Origin of the sequence: Novosphingobium sp. ZW T3_23 (assembly GCF_044987305.1) — a bacterium.
Taxonomy (GTDB): domain Bacteria; phylum Pseudomonadota; class Alphaproteobacteria; order Sphingomonadales; family Sphingomonadaceae; genus Novosphingobium.
In genome coordinates this window covers 41,430-66,443 of record NZ_JBJDRF010000014.1, presented here as the reverse complement: position 1 = coordinate 66,443, position 25,014 = coordinate 41,430, and the positions used below count along the sequence as shown (strand labels likewise).

General features: G+C 63.9%; 22 protein-coding genes. 13 read left to right on the top strand and 9 right to left on the bottom strand.

All coding sequences use genetic code 11. From position 1 onward, the window contains the following. Window positions 1-212 precede the first annotated feature (212 nt). Together ACI3K3_RS10190 and ACI3K3_RS10185 are read left to right on the top strand one after the other, a co-directional pair. A complete protein-coding gene (locus ACI3K3_RS10190; protein WP_404913472.1) occupies window positions 213-1,889 on the top strand; it encodes an amidohydrolase in 1,677 nt (558 codons plus the stop codon). Further along, window positions 1,886-2,488 carry an FMN-binding negative transcriptional regulator gene (locus tag ACI3K3_RS10185; RefSeq protein WP_404913471.1) on the top strand — a complete coding sequence of 201 codons (603 nt, stop codon included), beginning with the start codon at window positions 1,886-1,888 and terminating at the stop codon, window positions 2,486-2,488. The genes ACI3K3_RS10190 and ACI3K3_RS10185 overlap by 4 nt, the downstream gene beginning before the upstream one ends. 15 nt (window positions 2,489-2,503) lie before the next feature. Here ACI3K3_RS10185 and ACI3K3_RS10180 read toward each other — a convergent pair whose 3' ends face one another. The 5 genes from ACI3K3_RS10180 to ACI3K3_RS10160 all read right to left on the bottom strand — a co-directional run bounded on the left by ACI3K3_RS10180 (window position 2,504) and on the right by ACI3K3_RS10160 (window position 9,279). After that, on the bottom strand, window positions 2,504-3,964 hold the full coding sequence (locus ACI3K3_RS10180) for a PLP-dependent aminotransferase family protein (protein ID WP_404913470.1): 1,461 nt from the start codon (window positions 3,962-3,964) through the stop codon (window positions 2,504-2,506). 75 nt (window positions 3,965-4,039) lie between these two features. Beyond that, a complete protein-coding gene (locus ACI3K3_RS10175; RefSeq protein ID WP_404913494.1) occupies window positions 4,040-5,233 on the bottom strand; it encodes an MFS transporter in 1,194 nt (397 codons plus the stop codon). A gap of 113 nt (window positions 5,234-5,346) precedes the next feature. Continuing rightward, a complete protein-coding gene (locus ACI3K3_RS10170) occupies window positions 5,347-6,591 on the bottom strand; it encodes an MFS transporter (protein WP_404913469.1) in 1,245 nt (414 codons plus the stop codon). An 88-nt stretch (window positions 6,592-6,679) separates the two neighbouring features. Next, complete coding sequence (locus tag ACI3K3_RS10165) at window positions 6,680-8,257, bottom strand: alginate export family protein (protein WP_404913468.1); 1,578 nt, start codon at window positions 8,255-8,257, stop codon at window positions 6,680-6,682. 17 nt (window positions 8,258-8,274) lie between these two features. Further along, the gene (locus tag ACI3K3_RS10160; RefSeq protein ID WP_404913467.1) at window positions 8,275-9,279 is read right to left on the bottom strand and encodes an MBL fold metallo-hydrolase; all 1,005 of its coding nucleotides are present in this window, start codon (window positions 9,277-9,279) and stop codon (window positions 8,275-8,277) included. A gap of 130 nt (window positions 9,280-9,409) precedes the next feature. Between ACI3K3_RS10160 and ACI3K3_RS10155 the strand changes: the two genes are divergently transcribed. The 5 genes from ACI3K3_RS10155 to ACI3K3_RS10135 all read left to right on the top strand — a co-directional run bounded on the left by ACI3K3_RS10155 (window position 9,410) and on the right by ACI3K3_RS10135 (window position 15,625). Continuing rightward, on the top strand, window positions 9,410-10,099 hold the full coding sequence (locus tag ACI3K3_RS10155) for a TetR/AcrR family transcriptional regulator (protein ID WP_404913466.1): 690 nt from the start codon (window positions 9,410-9,412) through the stop codon (window positions 10,097-10,099). 146 nt (window positions 10,100-10,245) lie between these two features. After that, a complete protein-coding gene (locus tag ACI3K3_RS10150) occupies window positions 10,246-10,497 on the top strand; it encodes a hypothetical protein (RefSeq protein ID WP_404913465.1) in 252 nt (83 codons plus the stop codon). 208 nt (window positions 10,498-10,705) lie between these two features. Then, window positions 10,706-13,510 (top strand): DUF5695 domain-containing protein, encoded by a 2,805-nt coding sequence (locus ACI3K3_RS10145; RefSeq protein WP_404913464.1) that lies wholly within the window; start codon window positions 10,706-10,708, stop codon window positions 13,508-13,510. Window positions 13,511-13,808: 298 nt separating this feature from the next. Continuing rightward, a complete protein-coding gene (locus ACI3K3_RS10140; RefSeq protein ID WP_404913463.1) occupies window positions 13,809-15,254 on the top strand; it encodes a sensor histidine kinase in 1,446 nt (481 codons plus the stop codon). 2 nt (window positions 15,255-15,256) lie between these two features. Beyond that, the gene (locus ACI3K3_RS10135) at window positions 15,257-15,625 is read left to right on the top strand and encodes a response regulator (protein WP_404913462.1); all 369 of its coding nucleotides are present in this window, start codon (window positions 15,257-15,259) and stop codon (window positions 15,623-15,625) included. A 73-nt stretch (window positions 15,626-15,698) separates the two neighbouring features. Here ACI3K3_RS10135 and ACI3K3_RS10130 read toward each other — a convergent pair whose 3' ends face one another. Then, window positions 15,699-15,968: a hypothetical protein gene (locus tag ACI3K3_RS10130; RefSeq protein ID WP_404913461.1), complete on the bottom strand. Its 270-nt coding sequence runs from the start codon at window positions 15,966-15,968 to the stop codon at window positions 15,699-15,701. 57 nt (window positions 15,969-16,025) lie between these two features. On the opposite strand from ACI3K3_RS10130, the gene ACI3K3_RS10125 reads away from it, so the two are divergent. From ACI3K3_RS10125 to ACI3K3_RS10115, 3 genes are all read left to right on the top strand, one after another. Next, a complete protein-coding gene (locus ACI3K3_RS10125; RefSeq protein ID WP_404913460.1) occupies window positions 16,026-16,574 on the top strand; it encodes a DUF6481 family protein in 549 nt (182 codons plus the stop codon). Window positions 16,575-16,639: 65 nt separating this feature from the next. Then, the gene (locus ACI3K3_RS10120) at window positions 16,640-16,831 is read left to right on the top strand and encodes a hypothetical protein (protein WP_404913459.1); all 192 of its coding nucleotides are present in this window, start codon (window positions 16,640-16,642) and stop codon (window positions 16,829-16,831) included. After that, a complete protein-coding gene (locus tag ACI3K3_RS10115) occupies window positions 16,828-17,013 on the top strand; it encodes a hypothetical protein (protein WP_404913458.1) in 186 nt (61 codons plus the stop codon). The genes ACI3K3_RS10120 and ACI3K3_RS10115 overlap by 4 nt, the downstream gene beginning before the upstream one ends. A 98-nt stretch (window positions 17,014-17,111) precedes the next feature. Here the strand turns inward: ACI3K3_RS10115 and ACI3K3_RS10110 are convergent, their stop codons facing one another. The 3 genes from ACI3K3_RS10110 to ACI3K3_RS10100 form a co-directional block, all read right to left on the bottom strand. Continuing rightward, complete coding sequence (locus ACI3K3_RS10110) at window positions 17,112-17,369, bottom strand: hypothetical protein (RefSeq protein ID WP_404913457.1); 258 nt, start codon at window positions 17,367-17,369, stop codon at window positions 17,112-17,114. 131 nt (window positions 17,370-17,500) lie between these two features. Continuing rightward, on the bottom strand, window positions 17,501-17,860 hold the full coding sequence (locus ACI3K3_RS10105) for a hypothetical protein (protein ID WP_404913456.1): 360 nt from the start codon (window positions 17,858-17,860) through the stop codon (window positions 17,501-17,503). Window positions 17,861-17,895: 35 nt separating this feature from the next. Continuing rightward, window positions 17,896-18,210: a hypothetical protein gene (locus ACI3K3_RS10100; RefSeq protein ID WP_313441310.1), complete on the bottom strand. Its 315-nt coding sequence runs from the start codon at window positions 18,208-18,210 to the stop codon at window positions 17,896-17,898. 421 nt (window positions 18,211-18,631) lie between these two features. On the opposite strand from ACI3K3_RS10100, the gene ACI3K3_RS10095 reads away from it, so the two are divergent. From ACI3K3_RS10095 to ACI3K3_RS10085, 3 genes are all read left to right on the top strand, one after another. Beyond that, a complete protein-coding gene (locus tag ACI3K3_RS10095) occupies window positions 18,632-20,314 on the top strand; it encodes an amidohydrolase family protein (protein WP_404913455.1) in 1,683 nt (560 codons plus the stop codon). A 78-nt stretch (window positions 20,315-20,392) separates the two neighbouring features. After that, window positions 20,393-23,467, top strand: a complete 3,075-nt coding sequence (locus tag ACI3K3_RS10090; protein ID WP_404913454.1) for a TonB-dependent receptor domain-containing protein — start codon at window positions 20,393-20,395, stop codon at window positions 23,465-23,467. An 85-nt stretch (window positions 23,468-23,552) separates the two neighbouring features. Beyond that, window positions 23,553-25,013 carry an amidohydrolase gene (locus ACI3K3_RS10085; RefSeq protein WP_404913493.1) on the top strand — a complete coding sequence of 487 codons (1,461 nt, stop codon included), beginning with the start codon at window positions 23,553-23,555 and terminating at the stop codon, window positions 25,011-25,013. Window position 25,014: the final 1 nt, after the last annotated feature.

Here is a 25,014-nt window from a genome sequence, read left to right as displayed (position 1 = left end):
CTCGGGAGCGATCTGACTTTGCCTCGCGGCAGGATCGATTATGAAGCGCAACCGCGGCCCAGGCGGAACATCCACTTTCCGGAAGTCGATGGGTCCAATGCATTACGCGCCTCCGCGGCATTGGACCCTTGATCCCTCGCGATATTGGATGTTGGCTGGACCGAACGGGTAGGCGAAGGGGATTGTCGCTTATGAACGGCAAGGGGATAGCCATGTTCGATCGTCGTCGGTTTCTGGGATCCGGCACTGCGCTCGCAGCGATGAGCATACCGTTCGCGCGAAGTGCCTTCGCGGCAGACACACCGCTGGATTGCGCGCTGGTCGGCGGCAAGGTCTGGACCGGAACCGGCGTACGCTCGGACGCGATCGGCATCGTCGGCGACCGCATCGTCGCCGTGGGAGCCGATGCGGTGAAAGCGCGCATCAGCGCATCCACGCGAGTGGTCGACCTGGCGGGCGCCTTCGCAATGCCGGCCTTTACCGACAACCACACGCATTTCCTTATGGGCTCCGACACGCTCTCCCAACCGGACCTGCTCAATGTAGGGAACCGCGCCGAGTTCGTGGCCCGCATCGCTGCTGCGGTGCAGGCACACCCCGGCGACTGGCTGCTCGGCGGATCGTGGGATGAACAGCGGATCGGCGGCGAACTGCCCACGCGCGACTGGATCGATGCGGTCAGCCCGAACACCCCGATCGCGATACCGCGCACCGACCTGCACAGCTTTCTCTGCAACTCGGTTGCCCTCAAGCTCGCCGGCATCACCCGTGACACGCCCGATCCGGCAGGCGGCGTGATCGTGCGCGACGCGAAAGGCGAACCGACCGGCGTTCTCAAGGACAACGCCAAGGCTCTGGTCAAACGCGTGATCCCGCCGCTGACACACCGACAGCTCGAAGCCTCGCTGCGGGGCGGCATCGCGCATAGCCTGAAGTGTGGCATCGCGCAGGTACATATCCCCGATCCCTTCGATTGGGACTGCTTCGACGCCCTCCGGCGCCTGCGCGCCAAGGGCGAGACGGATATGCGCTTCTACAACTTCGTGCCGCTGCGCGATTGGGAGAAGATGGCCGCCCTGGTGAAGGCCGAAGGCCGGGGGGACGACTGGCTGCGCTGGGGCGGCCTCAAGGCCCTGGTAGACGGTTCGCTCGGCGCCCGCACCGCGCTGTTCCACGATCCCTACACCGACGATCCGCACACGCGGGGCGTGCGGGTCATGCCGCTCGACGAATTGCGCGAAGCGGTGATCGCCGCCGATCGCGCGGGCCTGCATATCACCGTCCACGCCATCGGCGACGAGGCGAACGACGACATCCTCGATCTCTACGCCGAGGCCGAAGCCCTCAACGGCAAGCGTGACCGCCGCTTTCGCGTCGAACATGCCCAGCACATCGCACCCGCCACGATCCCGCGCTTCGCACGGCAGAAGGTGATCGCCTCGGTCCAGCCCTATCACGCCGTCGACGACGGTCGGTGGGCGGTCAAGCGCATCGGCGAAAAGCGCCTCAACGGCACATACGCTTTCGCCTCGCTGATGAAGAGCGGGGCAACGGTGACCTTCGGTTCGGACTGGCCGGTCGCGCCGCTCAGCCCGATGGCGGGCATCCATGCCGCCGTCACGCGCCGGACCATCGACGGCGCCAACCCGGAAGGCTGGCTGCCCGACCAGAAGGTCACGGTGGAACAATCGCTTACGGCCTATACCGTGGCCAATGCCTATGCCGGCTTTCAGGAGGATCGGCTCGGACGGATTGCGCCGGGCTTCCTTGCCGACATCACCGTGCTGGACAGCGATCCCACGACCATCGATCCGGAAAGGTTACTCAAAGTGGAGGTATTGCGCACCATTGTCGGCGGACGGGAACGCTACACGGGAGCCGGCGCATGAGCCGGTGGTCCCCGCGCAATGCCGCCGAAATCGCGGCGCTGGTCGCCCACCACCCCCTCGCCTGGGTGGTATCGGGTACGCCCTCGTTCCATGCGACGCCGCTGCCGCTGGTAGCGGATCTGGCGGCGGACGGGAGCATCGCCGCGCTGATCGGCCACTTCGCGCTGGCCAATCCGCAGGTCGAGGCGCTGCGGCAGCAACCGCGCGCGCTGCTGCTGTTCCAGGGCGCGCAGGGGTACATCTCGCCTGAACTGGTGACGCAGCCGCAATGGGCGCCGACGTGGAATTACGCGGTGGCGCGCTTCGAAGTGGACGTTGCCTTTTCACCCCAGGACAACGGCGAGGCACTCGACCGCCTGATTGCCCATATGGAGGGCGATCGCCCGGACCGCTGGACGGTAGCGAAGATGGGCGAGCGCTACGAGCCGATGAGCCGCCACATCATTGCCTTCCGGGCCACGGTGCTGTCCTGCGAGGCGACCTTCAAGCTGGGCCAGGACGAACGTCCGGAAAGCCTTGCCCAGATACTGGCCGGGCACCCGGATGCGGGGCTGGCCGCAGCGATGCGGGAGGCGAACCAGCCGCTGTCCCGGACCTGATCCGGGACAGCGCCGTCAGTCCACCACCGAGCGCAGTACCTCTAGCGCCCCGCGCGCTTCGTGCTGGTCCAGGCTGGCGAAGCCGATGCGCAGGCCGCGCGGAGCACTGTCGCGCGTCATGAACGAGCGGGACGACGCGAAGCGCAGCCCGGCCGCCGCCGCGCCCGCCTCTATCCGGTCCAGCATGTCCTCCGACGCAAAGCGAAGCCAGAAGGCCAGGCCACCGGGAGGCATTTCATAGCTCACCCGGTCGCCCAGAGTGGCGTCCAGCGCGGCGGCGAAAGTGGTGCGGCGCTGGGCATAGATTTGCCGCACCTTGCGCGCGTGGCGGCTCAATTCGCCGCTTTCGATCAGTTCGGCAGCGGCCGTCTCGGTAAGGGTGTTGCCCATGCCGTCCACCAGCGAGACGACATGGGCCAGCGCCTCGATCACCTCCACCGGCGCGGCTATGTAGCCGATGCGCAGCGCGGGCAGCAGCAGCTTGGACAACGACCCCGCGTAGATAACCCGCCCCGGCGCATAGGCCGCCATCGGCAACAGCGGCTGCGAGGCGAAGTGGAATTCGTGGTCGTAGTCGTCCTCTATCACGGCGAAACCGAACTGACGGGCCAGGTCCAGCAAGCGCAGGCGCCGTTCGGGTCGCAAGGCCACCGTTGTCGGGAACTGGTGGTGCGGCGTCACGAAAACGGCCGCCACGCGGTTGCGGCGGCAGGCCAGTTCCACGTCTTCGAGACATATGCCGTCACGGTCGAGGCCCACCGGCACGATCTTCGCACCGCGCGCCGCGAAGGCAGCGACGGCGGGCTCGTAAGTCAGTTCCTCGACGATCACCGCGTCGCCGGGACGGATGAGCAAGCTGGCGGCGAGGAAGATGCTGTTCTGGCTGCCGCGGGTGATGCAGATGTTGTCCGCCGTCACCGGCAGGCCGCGCTGGCTCTTCAGCATTTCGGCCACGCTTTCGCGCAGGACCGGCGCGCCGCGCGGATCGCGGTATTGCAGGCCGTTCGCGCGCACAAGGCGCTGGGCGGCGGCGCGATAGGCGCGGGACAGCAGTTCTACCGGAAACAGCCGGCCATCTGGAGCGCCTTCGTCCAACTTGAGACCGGGCCCTTCCGGAAGGGCCAGCGGGTGTTCCGGGCCGGAGATAAAACGATACTCGGCGCGCGCGGCGTCTCCGGGCCCCTCGGGAGCCGGGGAAGGACCGGGATCGGGCAACGCGGCCGATACCATGGTGCCGCGCGTGCCGGCCGAAGAGAGCCAACCCTGCGCGATCAGATCCTCGTAGGCCAGGACCACCGTCTTGCGGTTGATACCCAGGCTGACAGCCAGTTCGCGGCTGCTGGGCAGGTAACTGCCGGACGTAAGACGACCGCTTTCGATATCGCGGATCACCGCCTGGATGATCTGCATGTAAATGGGTTCGGTTCTTCCGGCGTCGATGCGCTGGCTAAGGCTGATCTGCCAGGGACGCAGCATTGTCAGCGGGCGGCAATCGGACGGTCATTCATCCCGAACGTCTAGCCGAGCAGGCGGACCTGTGGCAACTGCTGCTCATTCCGCCGCCGGAACCCGTTCTCTAAGTGCGGCCAGCGCTGCGGCTGCGATCAATGAGCCCGCTCCCATGAGCACGGCAACGCTCGATAGCGCGAACCCCGCGTTGAACAGGAAGCCCGCGACGATCGGACCGAGTGCGGCACCGCCCCGGCCGAGACCGATGACGAAACCCGTTCCGCTCGCGCGCACCGATGTGGGGAAGACCTTCGCGAAGAGGGCATAGAGACCAACCACACCGGCATTGGTGCAGAAGCCTGCCGCTCCGGCGATAAGCGCCAACCCGGCAAGCGTATCCTGCCCCTGGCCGAACAGCGAAACCAGCACGGTGGATGCCAGCATGGCAACGATCACCAGCTTGCGCACCGCGATCCGGTAGGTCAGCAGGCTTAGCAGGGTGGCGCCGGCCAGGCCGCCGACATTGGCCCAGACCAGCACGTCACCCGCCTTGGACGCGGCATAGCCCATATCCACGACGATCTTCGGTATCCACTTCAGGATGAAGTAGAAGGTCATGATGTGGCAGAAGTAGGCAAGCGTCAGCAGGATGGTGCTGCGCGCGAGGCCGGGGGCGAAAAGCTGTGTTATGGAGGCTTTCGTGGCGATGACCGGCGCGGGCGGAAGGGCGGGCACGGTTTCGTGGCCCAGCCGGTGCAGGTTGGCGTTGATCCGCTCCAGCGCGCCGGGTCCGCGCTTCTGCAGGAGGAAGCCGATCGATTCCGGCAGGAGGAACCAGGCGATCGGCAGGAACACGGCCGTCGCCGCCGCCCCGAACATGAAGACGTCGCGCCAATGGCCGGTCGCGAGCAAGCTGGTAGCGATCGATCCGCCGACTATGGCGCCCATCGGGTAGCCTGCGGCCATGATCGCCACGGCCAGGTTGCGATGGCGGTCGTTGGAGAACTCCGCCACCAGGGCGTTGGTGCAGGCCAGCATTCCACCGATCCCCAGCCCGGTGACGAGCCGGATGACCGAAAGGTACACCACGGAGCCGGCCGTCGTCGCCATGGCCATGCCGCCCGCCATGATGACGAGGCAAGCCAGCACCGTCGGCCGCCGTCCGATCCGGTCTGCCAGATTGCCCAGCGCCACCGAGCCCACCGCCATGCCGATAAGTTCCATCGACAGCACCAGCCCGAGGGCGGCACGGTCGATCCCCCATTCCGAGGCGATCCCCGGCGAGGCGAAGCTGATCGCCAGGACGTCGAACCCGTCGAGCGCGTTGAGCAGGACGCAAAGCGTCACCGCCGCGATCTGCAACGGTTTCATCGCACCATGCGACAGGATGGTCTGGGGGTCTCTGGTCATCATGGTGTCCGCTTATGGTCCGTCGAAAGCGACGGCGGATGATGGGCGGCGCGGTCGATCCGGCCGTAGGTTCGATCCAGGAAGCCAGCGGCCATCACGACCACCGGTACTGGCAGGGCAAGGCAGAGCAGCGCGGTGCCGCTCTCGACATCGTGCATCGTGAGGTAGCCGATCAGCAGCGGACCACAGGCAGCGCCCAACCGTCCCAGGCCGAGAGCCCAGCCCAGCCCGGTAGACCGCACGGCAGGCGGATAGAACAGCGAGGCAGCGGCAATCATGCCTTTCTGGCCGCCGCCGATGCCTACCCCCGCGATCATCGCGGCCGCGTGGAACGACGGGCCACCCTTTTGGGCGAAAGTGCCGAGCAGCACGATGCCGGTCAGCCCCACTGCCGCCATCGCCGCGAGCGCGCGGAATGGCCCCATCCGGTCCGCCCACCAGATCATCGGCAATGCGCCCAGCGCCGTGCCGAGCGTGAACATGCTCGTGGCGGCCACGGCGCTGGAATAGGGCAATCCTTCGCGCGCGCTGAGCAAGGGCAGCCACGACTGGAGCGCGTAGAACAGGCCCAGGCCGATCGAGAACATGATCCAGAACGACACGGTTCCCGCCTTGAGGTGTGGAGCGAAAAGCACGGCCAGCGGACGGCCGACTGGTACGCCTGCCGCTTCCCCGCCCCGGGCGGGCAAGGCCATGCCGAGCAGGGCCGACACCAAGGCGAGCGGCACCGCCGCCGCCCAGGGCGCCCTCCACCCCCAGCGCGGGACGATCCAGCCGCTCACCAGCCCTGCCGCCAGGAATCCTATCGAGAACGCGACGTAGATGCCCACGACTTGCGCGCCGCGCCAGCGCATGGTCCCATGTCGGCTGGCGATCGAAACCGCGCTTGGGAGCGCCGTACCGATCGACACCCCGGTGAAGACCCTGCCCAGGACGAGAACCGCGATGGTCGAAGCGGTCATGCAGACCGTCGTCGCCAGCGCCAGCGAAACCATCGCGCCGCAGATTACCGGGCGCTCGCCAACGCGATCGGCCAAGGGCGCGACGAAGATGTAACCCAGCAAGAGACCGAAGATCGCGGAAGACAGCAGTGGACCCACCAGCGCGGTGTCCAGGTTCCAGTCCCGGATCAGTCCCGGCATCGAGAAACTCAACGCCTGAAACGCATAACCGCTGACGAACAGGGCCATGGCGCAGCACAGGATGACCTGCCCTTCGCCCAGCTTGGTCCGTACAACCCGCACATTCTCTCCCACCGCCTGCGGCCTGGACGGGAGGCTGCTCCCCTTCCAGACCGGAGCGGCGATCGGGAAAGCGGAAGCGGCCACCACGTCAGAACCGCAGGGTCATCATCGTCTGGACGAACAGGTTATCGCCATAACCCGCGCGGCGTAAGACCTTTCCGGCATCCACGTAGTTTGCGAAAAAGGTCAGCGCGACGTGGGGGTTCAGCGCCCAGTTGGCCTTGAACCGGGCGATGTTGGCGACATGCTTGCCCGCCGCGTTCTGGGTGCCGGCATAGACCTGGGAATTCCCGCGATAGACCGCATCGCTCTGGTTGGGCCGCCAGTAGAAGCCGGTCTCTCCCGTCACGGAGAACTTCCGCGTCACCGGCACGACCAGCGTGGGTGCCACGCCCATCAGGTTGGTGGCGCCCAGGTAGTTGTCGTCACTAAAGATGATCGTGGCGTTGTAAAGGAAATTGAACGAGCCGACCTTGCCGGAACTGTCGAAAGTGCCGCCGCCCGAAGCGTAGTCGGCATGGAAACCGAGTCTGGGCGACGAAGCGCCCTTGCCGAGAGCGACAGACTGGTTGGTGCTCACGGCCCAGGCATCGACCGCGCGGACACCGAAACGGCCGTCTTGCTTCATTGCCGTCCAGTCGAACGCGACCGGGCCGAGGCGGCCCCAGAGCCGCGCACCGTACGTCTCGCGCCGGTCCTTGCCCGAGAGGCGACCGAGCGTGCGGTCGTCGTCCTCGAAATGATAATAGAAGGGATCGAGATAAACCGCCGTCCGGCCCTTGGCAGCGCCGCCCGCAACGACGAAGCTGGAATAGACGCCGCTCAGGGTTTCGCCGTTGCCGATCTTGTCGTCCAGCAGACCGGTGCCTTGCTCGGTCGGCACGAAATGGAAGGCGCTGAAGCGGAACCGCCGCCAGTCCATAGACAGGCGCGCGCCGTTCATCGAGACGCGAATGTTGGGATTTTCACGCGGGCTGATGATGAAGCGCGGGCCGTCGAAGAACTCCTGCCGCCCCACCGTCACCCGCGCCGTGCCCGATCCCACCGGCGCGCGCACTTCCGCGAAGAGCTGCTGGACGATCAGGTCGTTCTGCTGGATCGCGATATGGCGGTTCTCGTTCTTCCCGAAGATGCGGCCCGATGCCAGTTCACCGTAGAAGCGCACCGAAGGGCCGATCCTGAGATCGGCGCCCAAGGTCGTGCGCGAGAGCACCTCCACGCGGTTGGTCGTATCGGAAAGCAGGGGGCGGGTGGAAAGGCTGACGCTGTCGCGCTGGTCGCCGTTCAGCGTCAGCGAGACGTCGCCGTCCCCCGCCAGCGGAATGAACTTGAGCGGAGAGGCCCATTCCTGCTTAGCCTTAGGGGCCCGCTTCGCCTTGGGGTTTCGCAGAAAGCGCCAGTCCTCCGCTCCCCGGAGCATCATGTAGTTGGGTCCGGTACGCGGCCCCTGCCCGTCCGCTTCGGCCGGATAAGGCGACTTCAGCGGATCGCGTGCCGGGGCGCCGGCGGGAATGACGGGCTGCGGCGTCGCGGCAACCACCGTTTGCGCGGGAACCGGCTGCGCGTCATCGCCCGCGGCTGCGAAAGCGCAGCCCGGCAAGAGCAATCCGATTGTCACGCATCCGGCGAGGCCCCGATCGCGCAGCGGAATGGTCCGGTTGCGCATGATCTTCCTCTCGCGGCTTATCCGAGCGGGATTTCCATGAGATCGCGGCCGACCACGATCTCGCCTTTGAAGTGTTTGGCCACTTCGCCGCGCCACATGTCGTCGGTGATCCATTCCATGTCGCCGGGCACGAAATGGCTGAGCACCAGCTTCTTCACGCCCGCGCGGGCGGCGATCCGGCCCACCTGTTCGGCAGTGGTGTGGCTCTCGATCAGGTGGTTGCGGAAAGTGGGGGTGCCGTTGGCCCGCTTCACCAGTTCGTCCACGCCGGGCACATAGAGAACCTCGTGAACCAGCACGTCGGCGCCCTTGGCAAAGTCGGCCAGGGCCGGATTGTAGGCGGTGTCGCCCGAGTAGACGACGCTGCCGTAAGGCGTCTCGAAGCGATAGGCCAGGTTGTCGAGCGGGGGATGCGGCGTGGTGAAAGCAGATACCTTCACGCCGCCGTCCGACATGACCACCCCCTGCTTCGACGCGAAATCATGCGCGCGCAGCAAAGTGGCAGGATCGACGCGGCCTTCGTCGGACATGCGGGTGGCGATGTCCATGCGGTTGAGCCGCCAGAAATCGGCTGCCATCGCCTCGATCCCGACCGGCCCGTAAGCATCGACCGGACGACGGAGTGCTCCCGCCGCCCACATGTTGTAGACGAGATTGCCGAATTCGAGCTGATGATCCGAATGCATGTGCGAAATGAAGATCGCGCGGATATCGGCAAGCGGGAGCCCGGCTTTCACGATCTGCGCCGTCACGCCCATGCCGGTGTCGATAACGTAGACCTTGCCGTCCACCACCAGGGCGTTGGCCGGGTTCGAGCGCGTTCCACCAACGCGAGGGCCGCCCTTGGTACCGAGCAGAACCAGCTTCGCGCCCTTGGCCGGGCCAGACTTCACGCCTGTAGACTTCACGCCTGCCGACTTCACGCCTGTCGCCTGGGCAAGCAAGGAGGAAGCGGAGCCTGCGAGAAGCCCTCCAGCAACGGTCGTCACGCCCGCTTGCAGCACCTTACGGCGATTGAGCATGGAAATGGATGGCGCAGAAATCATGAAATCCTCTCAAATCCAGCCCTGGCCGGGCTTGTTGGCATCCGCCTAACACCACCGACCTCGTCAGGTCAACACGAATGCGAATAGCATTCTGTTTTTCGCGCCCATGGACAAGAACCTCCCCATGCGCGATGCCGCATTCATGACGGACGCAAGCCTGACCATCGACATCGAAGACGATCTCCTCCGGGTAGGCGTGATCCCCGCGCTGCAATCCCGCAGCCGCACGTTGCGCGATCGGCTGATCCAAGAGTCGTTGGCGATATCGCGGAAAGTGCCGTTCGACGATGTCAGCATCATCGACATCTGCGCCTCGGCGCAGTGCTCCACCGGGGCGTTCTATTCCAGGTTTCCCGACAAGATTACGCTCTTCAAGGCAGTGATGGTCTTCGCCGCCGCCGAATCCGGACCACTACTCGAACGAATAGTCCGCGAAGAGAAGTTCGAGGACATTCTGCCGAAACTCATGCGCGCGCAGGTCGATCGTTATCTGCGCCAGAAGACCTTCTTCCGCTCCGCGTTCAAGGTCAGTCTCGAATGCGAAGAGGCATGGGAGCCGTTTCGGCGCAACGCCCACAATCTGGCCACGGCGTATATCCAGCGCGTACTCGACGTCGATGGAGTGGATCGGGACCGTGTAAGTGTCGATCGAATCCGCTTCGCCTTCCAAGTCATGTACGGCGTGCTCAACAATACCTTGAGCAATCGCCCCGGACCATTTGTGCTGGAAAGTGATATTTTTCCTGAAATGTTGCAGGAATCGGTAATGGCAACAATGAAACTTCCGAAGATATAAAACATATCTGCCGCCTAACCGGCTTCTATCGGATCGGCTTCATGGCATCATCCGGCGCCGGAGTCAGGCGCTCCGGTCGGTCGAGCGTGTAGCGGGCCAGAGCATTCGGCCTTTGCATTCTTCGGAACCCACGATAGGCCCGCGCCATGATGAACATTCCCTGGGACCAGCCCGCAACGCTGATCGATCTGGATGGCAAGACGCCGGTGATCGGATCGATGCTCGAATGCGTGATGCATTTCTCGCTCTTCAAGCCTTTCGCCAAGGAGCAGGCGCGCATCCTGTTGACGCGGCCTGTGTTCCGCGAAGGCCGCAGGACCCGCACCTGGATTCTCAATCCCGACGAGATCGCGAAACTCGTCGAGCGGCTCGATGCCGAGCGGAAAGCTGCCCAGTAACTTGCAGCCGGCACCTAAATAGCGATCGAGATTGGGGCTGGCGTCGTCGCCCACCAAATCTCGACGCGCCGGTAGAGGGGGATGGCCCCTTTCAATCGCGGAGAGAATGGTCTCACTGCAATGGCGTGTCCCAGGCACCCCAGCAGATTTTGACATCGCTCCGAGCATATTATACGATATACATCGTTATTTTGCCGGAGATTGAGCCTTGGATAGCGCTGACGACGATGCACCCGCCCGATCGCTCGGCAGTCGCCGCATCCCTAAGCGCAAGCACCGCTCCACGCCCCTCGTCTCGCTCGACCGACGTGGACTGATCCGCGCCGGGCTGGCGGGCGCACTCCTGCCCGCGTTCGAAACGACGCTACAGGCCGCAGCCTCGCCTTCGTCCCTGCCGCGAAAAGTCAGTTCCGTACTCGCGGGCCGCGGAAAGCCTTTCAAACTGGGCTTCGACGGTGGCCGCGCAACCAGCCTGTCGGCCGCCTCGGACACCGTACCAGGCGATTTCATCCATGCGGGCGCCGGGCTTGGAAATGCCGCCGGAACCTATCGCATCGCAGAAGGGCCATGGCAGCGTTTCGAAACGCGCATGCAGGAGCCGGAACGCATCAGGCAGACCGCGAGCGGGATGGAGACGCGCTACCTTCTCGCTGCCGGCATCTCCGTTACCAGCAGTCTCGCCCTTGAAGACGATGGACTGTACCTGACACTGACGCTTTCCAACGAGACGGCCAGGCCGATCGAGTTCGGCGATCTTGCCCTTCCGCTGCCGATCAACATGATCCACGCGGCAAAAGGCGATCCCGATGCTCTCCTCAAGCACAGCTTTATTTCCGGTCGCAGCTCGCACATTTTCTGGCAGCGCAAGGACAGTCGCACCCCTTGGCTTACCATGCTGCCGGAGAACGGGGCAGCGCTGGAATACTGGGATGCGCCCAAGAAATCGCCGGACCTCTACAGGGTCTTTTTCCACGCCGCCGCCGAAGTCGCCGCCGTGCAGGCGGCAGGTTCGCGCTGGCGCCTGCCCGCGACCAGCCTCACGCTCACGGCGGGGGAAACAGCCCGGAGAGGCGTCCGTTTCCTGCTCGTGGACGGTTACGCCGCGATGCGCCAGACGATTGCCGCGCACGGGCTGATCGACGTCGAAGTCGTGCCGGGCATGACCGTGCCCACCGATCTGGACGTAACGCTTTCGCTGGGTTCCAGCGTACCGGTCGTCCGGTTGGATCCCGAGCACCCTACGCAAACCGAATGGACGCCGCTTGGAGAACGAGCCGGTCGCAAGCTTTTTCGCCTGCGCTTCGCCCGCCTCGGTGAGAACCACGTCACGCTGCATCAGGCAGACGGCGGGCGGACCACGTTGGAATTCTTCGTGACCGAACCGGTCGAGACGATGATCGCCAAGCGCGGGGCCTTCATCGCCGCACGCCGTCATCGCGATCCCGCGAAATGGTACGACGGCCTGCTGGCCGAATGGAACATGGAGAGCGAAACCCTCCTCGGCCCCGATAACTACGACCGGATCAAGGGTTGGCGTATCTACGAAGTGACCTGCGACGATCCAGGCCTCTCCAAGCCCGCATTCCTTGCCGCCAAGAACGCGGAATACCCGGTGCAGGCCGAAATCGACGCGCTGGACGATTATGTCGAGCACTTCGTCTGGGGCGGGCTCCAGCGGACGACCGACGAGGAGTGGCCTTACGCGCTCTACGGCATTCCAGACTGGAAACGGAACCGCGACAGCGCGGATCCGGGCGAAAAAGGCCGCAAACACTTCTGGCGGCCTTACGACTACCCACACATCGCGCTGATGTATTTCGCGCTCTATCGCATCGCGCGGGACCGGCACGGTTTCCGCACGCGGCTCGCCGCAGCCGACTACCTCGAACGCGCCTTCGGCACAGCACGCGCCATGTTCGTGATCCCCAAGGAAATCATCGGCTGGGAGGCCGATTCCACCGGCTTCTACAACGAACTGGTTATTCCCGACCTGATCGAGGCCTTGCGCCGCGAAGGCCGGATCGCGCAGGCCGACGAACTGGCCGGGCACTGGGAGCACAAGGTCGCCCACTTCGTGAACGAGGTCGACGATCTCTTCGCCTCGGAATACGCTTTCGATTCCACCGGCTTCGAATCCACGCAGGCGATCGCCCGCTACGCGCTCGACCGACCGGAGCGCTTCCCGCCCGAACGTGCTCGCGCTTTCGCCAGGCGTCAGATGGATGCCAACCTGTTCTGCCGGGGGTGGTTGCAACCGTCCTACTACACTCTCGGCAGCGATTACCGTGCGCAGGCGGGTGATTCCTATACGCTAAGCTACATGGCGCAGATGGGCGGTTGGGCCATCCTCGATCATGCCCTGAACGATACCTCCGATTACCGTCCGCTGCTGCGGCTTGCCCATGCCTCGGCCTTGAGCAGTTGGGCCTTGCTGAACAGCGGCACGCCGGAAAGCGATTACGGTTACTGGTACCCCGGCAAGGCCAACGACGGCGGCGCGGGTGGCGGCTTCGAGCCCGCCGCTCTTGGTGAGACATGGCTGGACCAGCCCCATCGGCACGGGTCGTGGTACTATTCCTGCGAAATCGACCTGGGCTTCTGCGGGGCCCTGCGCGCAGCAGCGACCACGCTGGTGGATGACGAACTATTCGGCCGCATCGCCCTTTCCGGTGCGCTGGAAGAACGCGACAACCAACTCCTGGTCCATCCGCGCGACGGTGTCCGCCGACGTTTTCATGCGCGCCTCGGGGAACACGTCCTCGACATCCAGCTTCTGGACGACGGCCGCTTCGCCTCTGAAACGCCGATCCGGGTCAGCCCTCGGCTCGACCGATGCGAGTTCGAGATCGAACACTCGGCGGGCCCAGCCCGCACCTTGAGAATCCGCATCTCGGACGGGAACTCGCTGCCCTGGAACTTGGCAGGATCGAGCCGATCCTCGATTGCCGAGGTATACGTCCTCGACGTGAAACAAGGCGCTCTGCGTACCATTGTGAGGGCTCGGGCGGGGTAGCCTTGCTTCGAGACGAATAGGATGCAAGTCGCTTAAAACTCGACTGAGCATCTCTCGCGAATTTCCAAACGGATCCTTAGGCGCTTCAACTTAGCGCCGATGTGAGCTCGCCGGGCTGCTCGAGGTTTATGAATCTGAAGTCCGGAACGAAATCTGGCCTGGCCCCGAACCCAATCGACGTTACGGGAGTTATCCTCGAAAACCCAGCTCTCCGCATTCGGCAGCGCAGGATGCAGGAACACCGCTTAATATGTCTTCTAGCCCTCCATCCATTACTGGTAAGGCCGATAGCTCCAGCATGGCCGAGGCGGTAAGGGTTCATGACTGGTCCCTCAGCCCGCTTGGGTCGAGAGACGGCTGGCCGCAAAGCCTGCGCACAACGGTGGATCTGATGCTCGCCTCAGGCCACGCGATGTGCCTCCTCTGGGGGCCCGGTCTGACGCTCATCTACAACGATGGCTACGCCGATTTTCTTGGTGCGCGACATCCGGGAGCACTTGGCCAGTCGTTCCAAGAGGTATGGGCGGAGATTTGGGATGACATTGGACCGCTCGTGGAGCGGACCTATGCCGGAGAAACCACCACGGTTACCGACATGCCCCTCGTCATGACGCGCAAAGGATTCGCCGAGGAGACCTGGTGGACCTTCTCTTATTCTCCCGTCTTCGACGATGACGGTGCCGTCGCGGGTCTTCTCGACGTCGCGTCGGACAGTTCGGCCCGCGTTCTCGCTGAACGGGAACGTGATGAGGCCGAGGCCAAACTACGCGATAGCGAGGCCTTCATGCGCAACGTGCTGGCTGCTTCGACGGACTGCATCAAGGTCGTCGAGCTGGACGGCAGCCTGTCATTCATGAGCGAAGGCGGCATGAAGGCCATGGAGATCAGCGACTTCAATGACGTGAATGGCTGTATCTGGGCGGACATGCTGAAAGACGGCGGCACGGAACTCGCACTGGGGGCTCTCGAAGCGGCAAGGCAAGGACGCTCCACGCACTTCGAGTCTCCCGCAGATACCTATCTGGGAACACCGAAACACTGGTCGGTATCGGTTTCGCCGATCTTTTCGGAAGCAGGAACGGTCGAGAGGATCTTGTCCGTTTCCCGAGATCACACGGCGCTCGAACAATCACGTGCCCAGCAACGATTGCTCAATCAGGAGCTGAATCACAGGCTCAAGAATATCCTGGCGATGGTTCAGTCGATCGTCAGTCAGACATTCCGCGATGCAAAGTCGCTCGATGAGGCGGCTCCCGCTCTGGCGTCGCGGCTCGTGTCGCTCGGACACGCCGCCGATCTCCTCACGTCGTCCTCCTGGCACGGAGCGGATCTGCGCACGGTGGTCAATGCGGGACTGGCTGGCATCGATGGGCATCGCGACCGGATCTTCGTGAGCGGTCCGCCGCTTCACCTCAACGCCCAGGCCGCACTCGCGATGACGCTCGCCCTGCATGAGCTTGCGACCAACGCGATCAAGTATGGCGCCTTGAGCAATGACGCCGGCACGGTGGTCCTGGAATGGAGGATCACCGGTCCGCAGGATGCCCAGCGTTTCTGCCTGCGCTGGGAAGAGCGGGATGGACCTGAGGTGGCAACCCCGACGTCGCGTGGATTTGGCTCTCGCCTGATCGAACGATCGCTACGTTCTTATTTTCGAGGAGAAGCCAACCTGGGTTTTCCACCTGCCGGTGTCGTATTTACGATCGATGCCCCGCTGCCCGATAATGTCGAAGGAACGAAGTGATCATGGGACAGGCAGTTCCACCCAGAGCCATCCTCATCGTCGAGGACGAGCCCATCATCCGGCATGACCTGATGGATTTCTTCGAAGACCATGGGTTCCGGGTCTTCGAAGCGTCGGGAGCCGACGAGGCCATCGAAATACTGGCCGCCAATCCCGCGATCGAGGCCGTTTTGACGGATATCCAGATGCCGGGGTCGATGGACGGTATCCGACTGGCACATTTTGTAAGGGACCGTTATCCGCCGACGATTCTTATCGTCGCGTCAGGCGCCGTAAAGCCGAGGGCCTCGGAACTGCCGGAACGGGCAATGTTCGTGTCCAAGCCGTTCGATCCGCGATCAGTCCTGCGCGAGATCGACCGCCTATCGTAGTGGCCGGGGAATCGGCTTTTGTCTGGGATCCCCGCACATACCGATCCCTCATGTTCGAGTGGAAGTGTCGGACTCAAACGTCCGAAGGAAATGGTCGATCTCGGTAGCTGCTTTCACCACGCTTCCGCGCTTCCCATGCGTTTTCTCGCTCACGCGCGTAAGCCTTTTGCACGCGAACCCTGCTGATGCCGTACTTCTCGGCGAGTTGCGCGAAAGTCGCCCCATCCATCACGGCAACATAGATCGCCGCGTTTCGCTCTTGCTCCGGACTGGGATCGCTCGGCACCATATATAGACTCCAATTGTCAGGTTTTTCAGGGCTGCCGTGCCCGACTTTGCCCATTTTCCAGCTCTTACACCGCTCCGACGTGGAACCAACCCAGCCTTCGATCGGTAGGGATTGGCGCCGTTCGTTCAGCGGCAAAAATTTCCTTCGCTGCGTGCAATCCGGCAGGCGGTTCAGGTTTATAGAACCCTATTCTCGCCACGCAATCCGGGCAACATTGAGAACTGGAAGCTTCTTTGCTATTGGCACCCGTCTCAACGCAAAGCACCGCGCTGCCTTTGGCTACGCGGCGCGCCACCGATATTGAATATCCAAGGATCTACATTGTCTTCCTACAAAGCGCCCTCTTTTCAAGACCGTATTGCCGCAGCCGGATCGGCCAGACAGAAGGCTCTGGATGCACTTAAAGCCAAGCCGCCTGTCGACTCGGCAGTGATCGAAGAGCGACGCCGGGCGCAGGAAGCTCGGGATCAGGCGGCAGCAATCAAGCGAGCTGCCCGGGCTGAGGCTATTGCCTTGGCCAAAGCGGAAAAGGCAGAGCGCAAAGCCGCCGCCGAAGCCGCAGCAGCACTCAAAGCGGCCAGGCTGACACCTGCCGGCGCCGCCGAGATGAAGGCTGCACGGGATGCACGCTACGCTGCGCGCAAAGCTCGAAAGAAGTAGTGGAAATCAGCGAGTCGGCCCAGGCTGGTCGACACCTGAGAATACACTTGAATTCTGGAGACATCATGGCCGACCTGTATCAAAAAGCACTGGAGTCGGAACGCAGAAGCCTGTGGGCCGAATGCAGGCTGAAAGGCCTGGCGAAAGGCACCCCGGCGCGCGTCAGAATTGCGGAATTGGACGAACTGCTGGCACAGCATAAAGCCAAGAAGGGTGGCGCATCGGATCCGTCTGGCTCCGGTGCAAAAACGCCGTGAACGGATACGTCAGTTTCGAAACGCTTGATGGCGATGTTCTCGCCATCAATGCGGATCGCGTCAGTTTTGTTCGACGGTACCGAGGAACAGATCAAGCCAGCGCCATCAATTTCGAAAAAGGGAATTACGTCGTCGTAAAGGGCAACCTTGAAGCGGTGATGCAAGAACTTGCCCATGCCTAATGTGCGCGGCGCACGGTCCCTTCCGCCCTTTCGCAAATTAATGCGAGGCGCGTCCCTTCTTTGAAATTGATGGTCAACGCCCCGAGCCGTCCACGCTTTTACGGCGCTGTGCTTGGTCCGGAATTCAGCAAAGCTGCAATTTCCTGTTCGGCGGCGGTCGCTTCGACGATGAGTTGACGCAATTCCTTCGCCGTGTCTTCGAGAAGGGTAGCGCCCAGCGGCCGCTCGCCATTGATGAAACGGCGAATAGCCCTTTCGTCGATGCCCATGCGCCGCGAGAATGCTGTGGTGCCGCCAAAAAGCTGGACGCAATAAGCGAAGTGCTCGCGTTGCTCGTGGGTGGAAGATGCCGTCATATTATCCGCCTGTTGGGTTGCTATCATCGCCATAGGGTAACTGGTGCGTGAAGCAACATGCGCGTTCTCGCTGCACGGGATGAACGGGCAGTTCCTGCTTTGCGCGAACGCGCCTTTCCAGCCCGTCGCAATCACTGATAGCGCAGCTTGTTCTCGAACCCTTCATTGGCTTTGCTCATCTTGGCAATCTTTCTGAGAGTTGCGCGGACATGCCGTTCGACCCGGCGATCATCGTGGATGCCGGTGATCCGATAGTCCTCCTGATCGAGCAATTGCTTGATTCGCAGCGTAAACGCGGCCTGTTCGCTCTCGCGAGCGGTGGCTCTCAAGCTTCGGCATACCCACTCTTCGGCGGCCGCCTTGTCGTAGTCGTCCTCGGCCCCGTACCCTTGCCTGTCGGCGGTCGCTTGATCGCGCGCCGCCGCCTCGATGCGACCTTCCAGCCACCGTGCGACCAACTCGTTATCCCACGGTTTTGACGGAACGCTCATCGATCTCTCCCTCCGACCCGGCAAATCGTCATGGCTCAGTTGCCGTCCGCATCGACGGAAAAGACCATGGGCTTGCCACGAGAGGCCGGCTCCCATCCCGCCTGCAACGCAGCCCGGATGCCGCGTGACACGAGCGCGTCGCTGATCTGGAGGCGCCCTCGCGGCAGGCCTTTCACCAGCCGCTTGGGAGGGGGAAACTCCAGCAAGGCTTCGCGCTGGGTATGTTTACGGAGCAATCCAACGGTCATGCCCCTCCAGCCTTCAGCGTCCCCCCACTGCGGTTCACTCCGAAGCTCCCATTCGTAGTGGACACCATCCACCTCGACGATACCGGCTGTCTTGTTAGTCATGACGAACGCCTAGCAGGTCTGCGCGCCTGAACCACCCATCGATTTTCAAGGAACGACTACCGGATGGCGCAACGCAGATCGTCGAGGAGGACGGCTCGATGTCGAAAAGAGCGGCGCTCGTGGTCATCAGGAGCGTAATTAGTTCACAACCGCAAACGTTTTTGGCTCCGATGCATTGACAACCAATTTGGTTGAGAATACCCGGCACTGACACATGAGGCGGTTCCTCAAAGGCTAATGCCGGGTTCCTTTCCGAGGCGACAACGCCAGGCCCTCCCTACTTTTTCAGCTTGAAAGCACATCCAGGGGGTCGTTTTTGCAACGCGCTTTTCTGCGCTCTGCCGTTCTGTCGGCAGTAGCCTTCACCACTTATGCGACAGCCGAATCGCGCTCCGATGGCCCCGTTGCCATAGTCGGCGCTATGGTTTTCGACGGCACGGGTGCGCAGCCCCGCAAGGCCGATGTCCTGATAGAACATGGCCGGATTTCCCAAGTCGGCCCGAACCTGCGCCTGCCTGCGGAAACTCGGAAGATCGCCGCCGATGGCACCGCCCTCTTGCCAGGCCTTTTCGACCTCCATTCACACTGGACGCCTTCCGGCGTTCCGGCCACGACACCGCAGATCGCGACCGCCTATCTGAAGAGCGGCGTAACTTCGGTCAGCGATTTCCACGAGCAGCCTGAATCCTATCTGCCGCGCCGGGAATGGCTGGCCCAACTCGCCTCGCCCCACGTCGCTTTCGCCGCCCGCATCAGCACGCCGGGCGGCCATGGCGCCGACTGGGGCGATCAGGCGACGACCATCTGGATCAATACGCCGGAAGCCGCTCGAGCCGCGGTGAAGAGCCTGCTTCCCTACAAGCCTGACTTCATCAAGGCTTTTGCGGACGGCTGGCGCTATGGCACCGCCGCCGACAACACCAGCATGGACGAAGCCACCCTGACGGCGCTTTCCTCGGCAGCGCACGCAGAGGGTCTCGAAGTGCTGACGCATACCGTCACCGTCGATCGCGGCGTGGCCGCCGCGCGGGCGGGTGTGGATTCGCTGGCGCACTCGATGCAGGATCGCCGGCTCGACGCGGAAACCATTACCTCGATCCGCCAGTCCGGCATGGCGGTGATCCCTACTCTGGCCGTCTACGAGCCGCAAAAGCCCGGCAGCGTGCCGCGCGACCGCAGCGATCCCAAAGTCGCGCAGTCCTTCGCCAAGTTCGACAATGCGCTCTACAATACCAAGGCCCTGTTCGACGCAGGCGTGCCGATCGGCGTCGGCACCGATGCAGGGATGCCAGACACACCGCACGGCGCCTCGACCATCCGCGAACTGGAACTGCTGGTGCGGGCAGGCCTGTCGCCCGCACAAGTGCTGACCGCCGCCACTTCGGTCAGCGCCCGTATCCTTCATCTGGACCAGGATCGTGGCACGATCGCGCCCGGCAAGCGCGCAGACCTCATCCTGGTCAACGGCAAGCCATGGGACAACATCGCCGATATTCACAAGATCGATCGGGTGTTCATCGACGGCAAGCTCGTGATTGGTTCCGGCGCCCCCGCCCTGCCCATCGGAAACCGCAGCGATCGGCTGCCTTCCGGGCAAGTCGCTGCGCTGGTGGATGATTTCGAACGCGCGGACGGCCGCTCAAGCCTCGATACGCTGCGCCTGGAAACGGGCGACGGCGGGCTCGACCGTACGGTGGAGATTTCACAAGTCGTTCCCCGCGACGGCGGCGGCCACGCCCTGCTGCTCTCGGCCCGCATGGCTCAAAAAGCGGAGGCCTACGCCGGCGTCGCCATTCCCCTGACGCGCGGTTCCGTCCGTCCGGTTGACCTCCATCGATACAAGGGAATCCGGTTGGAAGTGAAGGGCACCGGCTCCTACAGCCTCCAGTTCAACGGTCTCGATGGCCGATGGACCACGGACTTCCAGGCCGGTGAAAGCTGGACCACGATCGAAGTGCCCTTCAGCGAACTCAAGGCCGTTGCCACCCGCAAAGGCGCCGGCCCTGCCTGGACCAGCGACGGCATCGTCCAAGTAGAACTCGGCGCCCAGCGGGCACCGGGCGAGCGCATCGCGTTCGAGTTCGACGACATCCGTTTCTACTGACCGCAGCCGCACCAAACTCGCGGACACCATAAACCGCGCGCTGGTCATGCGCGCGCAAATCAACAGGGACAGTTTCACATGCGTAATCGTCGCGCCTGTTTCAGGCAGGTTCTTCTTGCGTCTTCCGTACTCGGCCTGAGCCTCGCCCAAACCGCCTACGCCCAGGATGAGACCGAGGCATCGGACAGCGCCAAGGCCAGCGAGATCGTCGTCGTCGGCAGCCAGATCAAGGGTGCCAAAGTCAACGAGGCACTCCCCGTGACCGTGGTGGACCGCGCGCAGATCGACGCTGTCGGCGCGGTCTCGGGGGATGAGCTGTTCCGCTCGATCCCGCAGATGGGCGACGTCTCGTTCAACAGCACCAATGGCGGCACCAGCAGCAACTTCGCGCGTGGCGACGTCGGCTCGGTCAACTTGCGCAATCTCGGCGTCGGCAATACGCTGGTCCTGCTGAACGGTCGCCGTGTCGTCCAGCATCCGGGCAGCCAGGCCGACGGCAATCTCGTGCCGGTCATCACCTACAACAGCAACGCCATTCCCGTCGCCGGGCTGGAGCGCCTCGAAGTGCTGCGCGACGGCGCGGCGGCGATCTACGGCACCGATGCCGTGGCGGGCGTGGTCAACACGGTGCTGCGGAACGACATCGAGGGTGGCCACGTCGAGGTCCAGTACGGCGGCGCCGAGGGGACCGGGCTGCGCGAACTTCAGGTCAGCGGACTTGCCGGCCACAACTTTGCGGAAAATCGCGGCAACTTCACGCTATCGTTCAGCTACACCGACCGCAGCGCGCTCGATTCCACCGATCAGGACTTCACCGCATCGGCAGACAAGCGTCCGCTATTCGAGGGAACCCGGTTCGAAGGCGCCACCTCGCTGGACCGCCGCAGCACGCTGTCTCCCTGGGGCGATTTCCAGACTCCCGCAAGCTTCGGCACGGTCCGGGCGAACGGCACGGCGCTGACGAACGCCTCGGGCCAGTTCCACATCCAGCCTTCCACCAACAGCGGTTGCCAGATCGGCCTGGGCAACGGCATCTGCGTGGATGACGGCAACCGCGCGACGGGTGCGGCCGACCGCAATCTCCGCTCCGACGGTCAGGCGAACTATCCGCTCTCGGTCATTCCCTCGCTCAAGCGGATCAACCTGTTCACCACCGCGCACTACGATCTGACCGACGATCTGACGCTGTTCGGGGAAGCCGGCTACTACCTGGCGCAGACCGAAAGCGTGCAGGACAGCGTGTTCTCGATTGGGTCGATCAAGATGACGATCCCGGCGTCAAACTACTGGAACCCCTTCGGCGCCGCCACCCTGCCCGACGGTACGGCCAACCCCAACCGGATCGCCGGTCTTAACATCCCGGCGGCAGGCCTTCCGGTCACGATCAGCAACTATCGCTTCGGCGACCTTGGCCCCACACGAGTGAAAGTCGAAAACCAGCAGACCCGGTTCCTGCTGGGTCTGCGCGGCACGTTCGGCAAGTTCAACTGGGAAACCGCCGGTCTCTACTCCGAGGCGACCGTCGTCGACCGCCAGACCGGTGTCAGCGCAACGGCGCTCCAGGCCAATCTCGCGCTTTCGACGCTCGATGCCTACAATCCCTTCAATGGCGGCAACCTCGCCAATCCCTCGGGCGTGGATACGACTCTGAGCAACCAGGCCGCGCTGGATGCCATCTCGGTCGTTGCCAAGCGACGTGGCAAGACGACCCTCGCTCTTGGCGATCTCAAGATATCGACCCCGGACCTGGTGACGCTTCCGGGCGGCGACGTGGGCTTTGCCGCCGGCGTCGAACTGCGCCGTGACACCCAGCTCGATGACCGCGATTCTCGCGCAGACGGCACGATCACCTGGACAGACACAGTGACCGGCACCGTGCAGCCGAGCGACCTGTTCGGCGTAAGCCCCACGCCCGACACCTTCGGCGCGCGCACGGTCGGCTCGGCCTATGCGGAACTTGCCATCCCGCTGGTCTCGCCGGAAATGAACGTGCCGCTGGTGCGCAAGCTGGAAGTGCAGGTGGCCGGCCGCTACGAACATTACAGCGACTTCGGCAGCATCGCCAAGCCCAAGGTGGCCGCAGCCTGGGACGTGGTCGACGGCATCCGACTGCGCGGCTCCTGGGCACAGGGCTTCCGCGCCCCGAACCTGGAGCAGATGAACGCCTCGCTGGTGACCCGCGGCAATACCCGCACCGACTACGTGCGCTGCGAGGCCGACCTGCAGGCCGGACGCATCGCCTCGTTCGCGAACTGCTCGCAATCCTACGTCGCTACCGCGCAGCGCTCGGGTAATCCCGACCTGAAGCCGGAAACCTCGACAAACTGGTCGCTGGGCGCGGTACTGGAGCCCCGCTTCATTCCCTCGCGCTTCGGCGACTTCACGTTCACCGTCGATTACTGGCAGATCAAGCAGAAGGGCATCGTCGGCCTATTCGGCGAGGGCAATGCGCTGATCCTCGATTATCTGCTGCGTCAGCAGGGCTCGTCGAACCCCAACGTCGTCCGCCTCGCACCAACGGCAGACGACGCGGCCCTGGTTGCGGGGACGGACCTCGCCCCGGTCGGCGTCGTGCAATACGTCAAGGACCAGTACGTCAACCTGCAACCGCAGACCGTACGCGGGCTGGACATGACCTTCGCCTGGCAGCTGCGCGACACGAGCGTCGGTAGCTTCGCCCTCAACGTCAATGCCGCACGGCTGCTCAAGTACTACCGCGCGCCCTCGCCGGACATCGCCGCACTGCTGGAAGCGCGGGACGCGGGACAGATCAATGCCGGAACCGCGATCACCGGCGGGGGCGACCTGATCCGCCAGGACGGACTGCCCAAATGGCGCCTTTCCGGCTCGCTGACCTGGAGCCTGGGCGGCCTGACGGTCGGCGCCTTCACCCAATACATCAGCAGCGTGGAAGACACCGGGCTTACCGATGCCGATGGCAACAACTGGATCGTGAAGGGCCAGGTAACAGCCAACCTCTATCTCCAGTACGCTTTCCGCGACGGCGCTCTGGAGGGAACGAGCTTCCGGATCGGCGCGCGCAACGTGACCAACGAGAAGCCGCCGCTGGATTCGGGCTCCTACGGCTACAACGGCGCCCTTTACCAGCCTTACGGCCGCTACTGGTACGCCAGCGTGCGCAAGTCGTTCTGACGCCTTTCGCCCGGCCTCTTTGCAGCGATGCGAGAGAGGCCGGGCACTCTCACTCTTGCCTTCATAAGGAGAAGCGCTCGTGCGCATCCGCAACCCCCAGCCGCTGACACATCGCCGTTCGACGATCGGGCTTGCTGCCCCCGCGCTGGCGCTGACACTTTCGCTTTCCGCCTGTGCCACCACCGCCAAGCAAGCCAACCCCGCCACCGAAAGCGCGCCGATCGCCGGCACGGCGCCTGCCGCCGGTGCCGCTGATCCCTATCCCAGCACCTACCGGCCGCGCCCCTCGGTACCGACCGCGATCGTCAATGCAACGATCCTCACGGCGACCGGCCTCCAGATCGAGCACGGTACGGTGGTCATGGATGGCGGCAGGATTCTCGCGGTCGGCGCCGACGTGGCGCCGCCTGCAGGCGCGACGGTCATCGACGGCACCGGCAAGTGGGTAACTCCGGGCGTCATCGATGCCCACTCGCACCTCGGCGTGTTCCCCGCGCCCGGCGTCCAGGGCCATGCCGACGGCAACGAGAACATAGACCCCAACACCGCGCAAGTCTGGGCCGAGCATTCGATCTGGCCGCAGGATCCCGTGTTCAACAAGGCCCGCGCCGGCGGCGTCACATCCCTGCTCATCCTGCCGGGTTCGGCCAATCTGTTCGGCGGGCGAGGCGTCACCGTCAAGAACGTGCCCGCCGTGACCGAGCAGGCTATGAAGTTCCCCGGCGCGCCTTACGCGCTCAAGATCGCCTGCGGCGAGAACCCCAAGGGCCGCTACGGCAGCCGTGGCCGCGCGCCGGCGACCCGCATGGGCGAAGTCGCCGGGTTCCGGAAGGCCTGGATCGACGCCGCCGAATACGCGCGCAAGTGGGACGGCTACGAGCGCAAACGCGAACGCGGCGAAGCCGCCGAAGCCCCCAAGCGTGATCTCGCGCTGGAAACCATGGCCGGCGTGCTCAAGGGCGAGATTCTCGTCCAGAACCACTGCTACCGTGCCGACGAGATGGCGGTGATGATCGATGTCTCGAAGGAGTTCGGCTACAAGACACGCGCCTTCCACCACGCGGTCGAAGCCTACAAGATCGCCGATCTCCTCAAGGAAAACGACATCTGCGTGGCCATCTGGGCGACACGCTGGGGCTTCAAGATGGAAGCCTATGACGGCATCGAGGAAAACGCGGCGATCCTGACCAAGAACGGCGTCTGCGTGGCGATCCATTCCGACGAGCAACGCCTGACCCAGCGCCTCAACGTGGAGAGCGCCGTCGCGCTGGCCGCCGGTCGCCGCGCCGGGATCGACATCCCCGAAGCCGAGGCGGTGAAATGGTTCACAGCCAACCCGGCCCGGATCATGGGGATTGCGGACAGGACCGGAACTCTCGAACCCGGCAAGAACGCCGATGTGGTGCTGTGGACCCGCGACCCGTTCAGCGTCTACGCCATCGCTCAGAAGGTTTTCATCGACGGCGCGCTTGTCCACGACGCCGATGCGCCCCGGAACAACCACCGATCCGACTTCGAACTCGGCCAACCGAACGGAGGGCTTTGAC

Excerpts from the sequence above, each read along its gene's own strand:
- ACI3K3_RS10190 (WP_404913472.1), top strand. The coding sequence starts at position 213 with ATGTTCGATCGTCGTCGGTTTCTGGGATCCGGCACTGCGCTCGCAGCG.
- ACI3K3_RS10185 (WP_404913471.1), top strand. The coding sequence starts at position 1,886 with ATGAGCCGGTGGTCCCCGCGCAATGCCGCCGAAATCGCGGCGCTGGTC.
- ACI3K3_RS10180 (WP_404913470.1), bottom strand. The coding sequence starts at position 3,964 with ATGCTGCGTCCCTGGCAGATCAGCCTTAGCCAGCGCATCGACGCCGGA.
- ACI3K3_RS10165 (WP_404913468.1), bottom strand. The coding sequence starts at position 8,257 with ATGCGCAACCGGACCATTCCGCTGCGCGATCGGGGCCTCGCCGGATGC.
- ACI3K3_RS10160 (WP_404913467.1), bottom strand. The coding sequence starts at position 9,279 with ATGCTCAATCGCCGTAAGGTGCTGCAAGCGGGCGTGACGACCGTTGCT.
- ACI3K3_RS10155 (WP_404913466.1), top strand. The coding sequence starts at position 9,410 with ATGGACAAGAACCTCCCCATGCGCGATGCCGCATTCATGACGGACGCA.
- ACI3K3_RS10150 (WP_404913465.1), top strand. The coding sequence starts at position 10,246 with ATGATGAACATTCCCTGGGACCAGCCCGCAACGCTGATCGATCTGGAT.
- ACI3K3_RS10140 (WP_404913463.1), top strand. The coding sequence starts at position 13,809 with ATGGCCGAGGCGGTAAGGGTTCATGACTGGTCCCTCAGCCCGCTTGGG.
- ACI3K3_RS10135 (WP_404913462.1), top strand. The coding sequence starts at position 15,257 with ATGGGACAGGCAGTTCCACCCAGAGCCATCCTCATCGTCGAGGACGAG.
- ACI3K3_RS10130 (WP_404913461.1), bottom strand. The coding sequence starts at position 15,968 with ATGGGCAAAGTCGGGCACGGCAGCCCTGAAAAACCTGACAATTGGAGT.
- ACI3K3_RS10120 (WP_404913459.1), top strand. The coding sequence starts at position 16,640 with ATGGCCGACCTGTATCAAAAAGCACTGGAGTCGGAACGCAGAAGCCTG.
- ACI3K3_RS10110 (WP_404913457.1), bottom strand. The coding sequence starts at position 17,369 with ATGACGGCATCTTCCACCCACGAGCAACGCGAGCACTTCGCTTATTGC.
- ACI3K3_RS10105 (WP_404913456.1), bottom strand. The coding sequence starts at position 17,860 with ATGAGCGTTCCGTCAAAACCGTGGGATAACGAGTTGGTCGCACGGTGG.
- ACI3K3_RS10100 (WP_313441310.1), bottom strand. The coding sequence starts at position 18,210 with ATGACTAACAAGACAGCCGGTATCGTCGAGGTGGATGGTGTCCACTAC.
- ACI3K3_RS10095 (WP_404913455.1), top strand. The coding sequence starts at position 18,632 with ATGGTTTTCGACGGCACGGGTGCGCAGCCCCGCAAGGCCGATGTCCTG.
- ACI3K3_RS10090 (WP_404913454.1), top strand. The coding sequence starts at position 20,393 with ATGCGTAATCGTCGCGCCTGTTTCAGGCAGGTTCTTCTTGCGTCTTCC.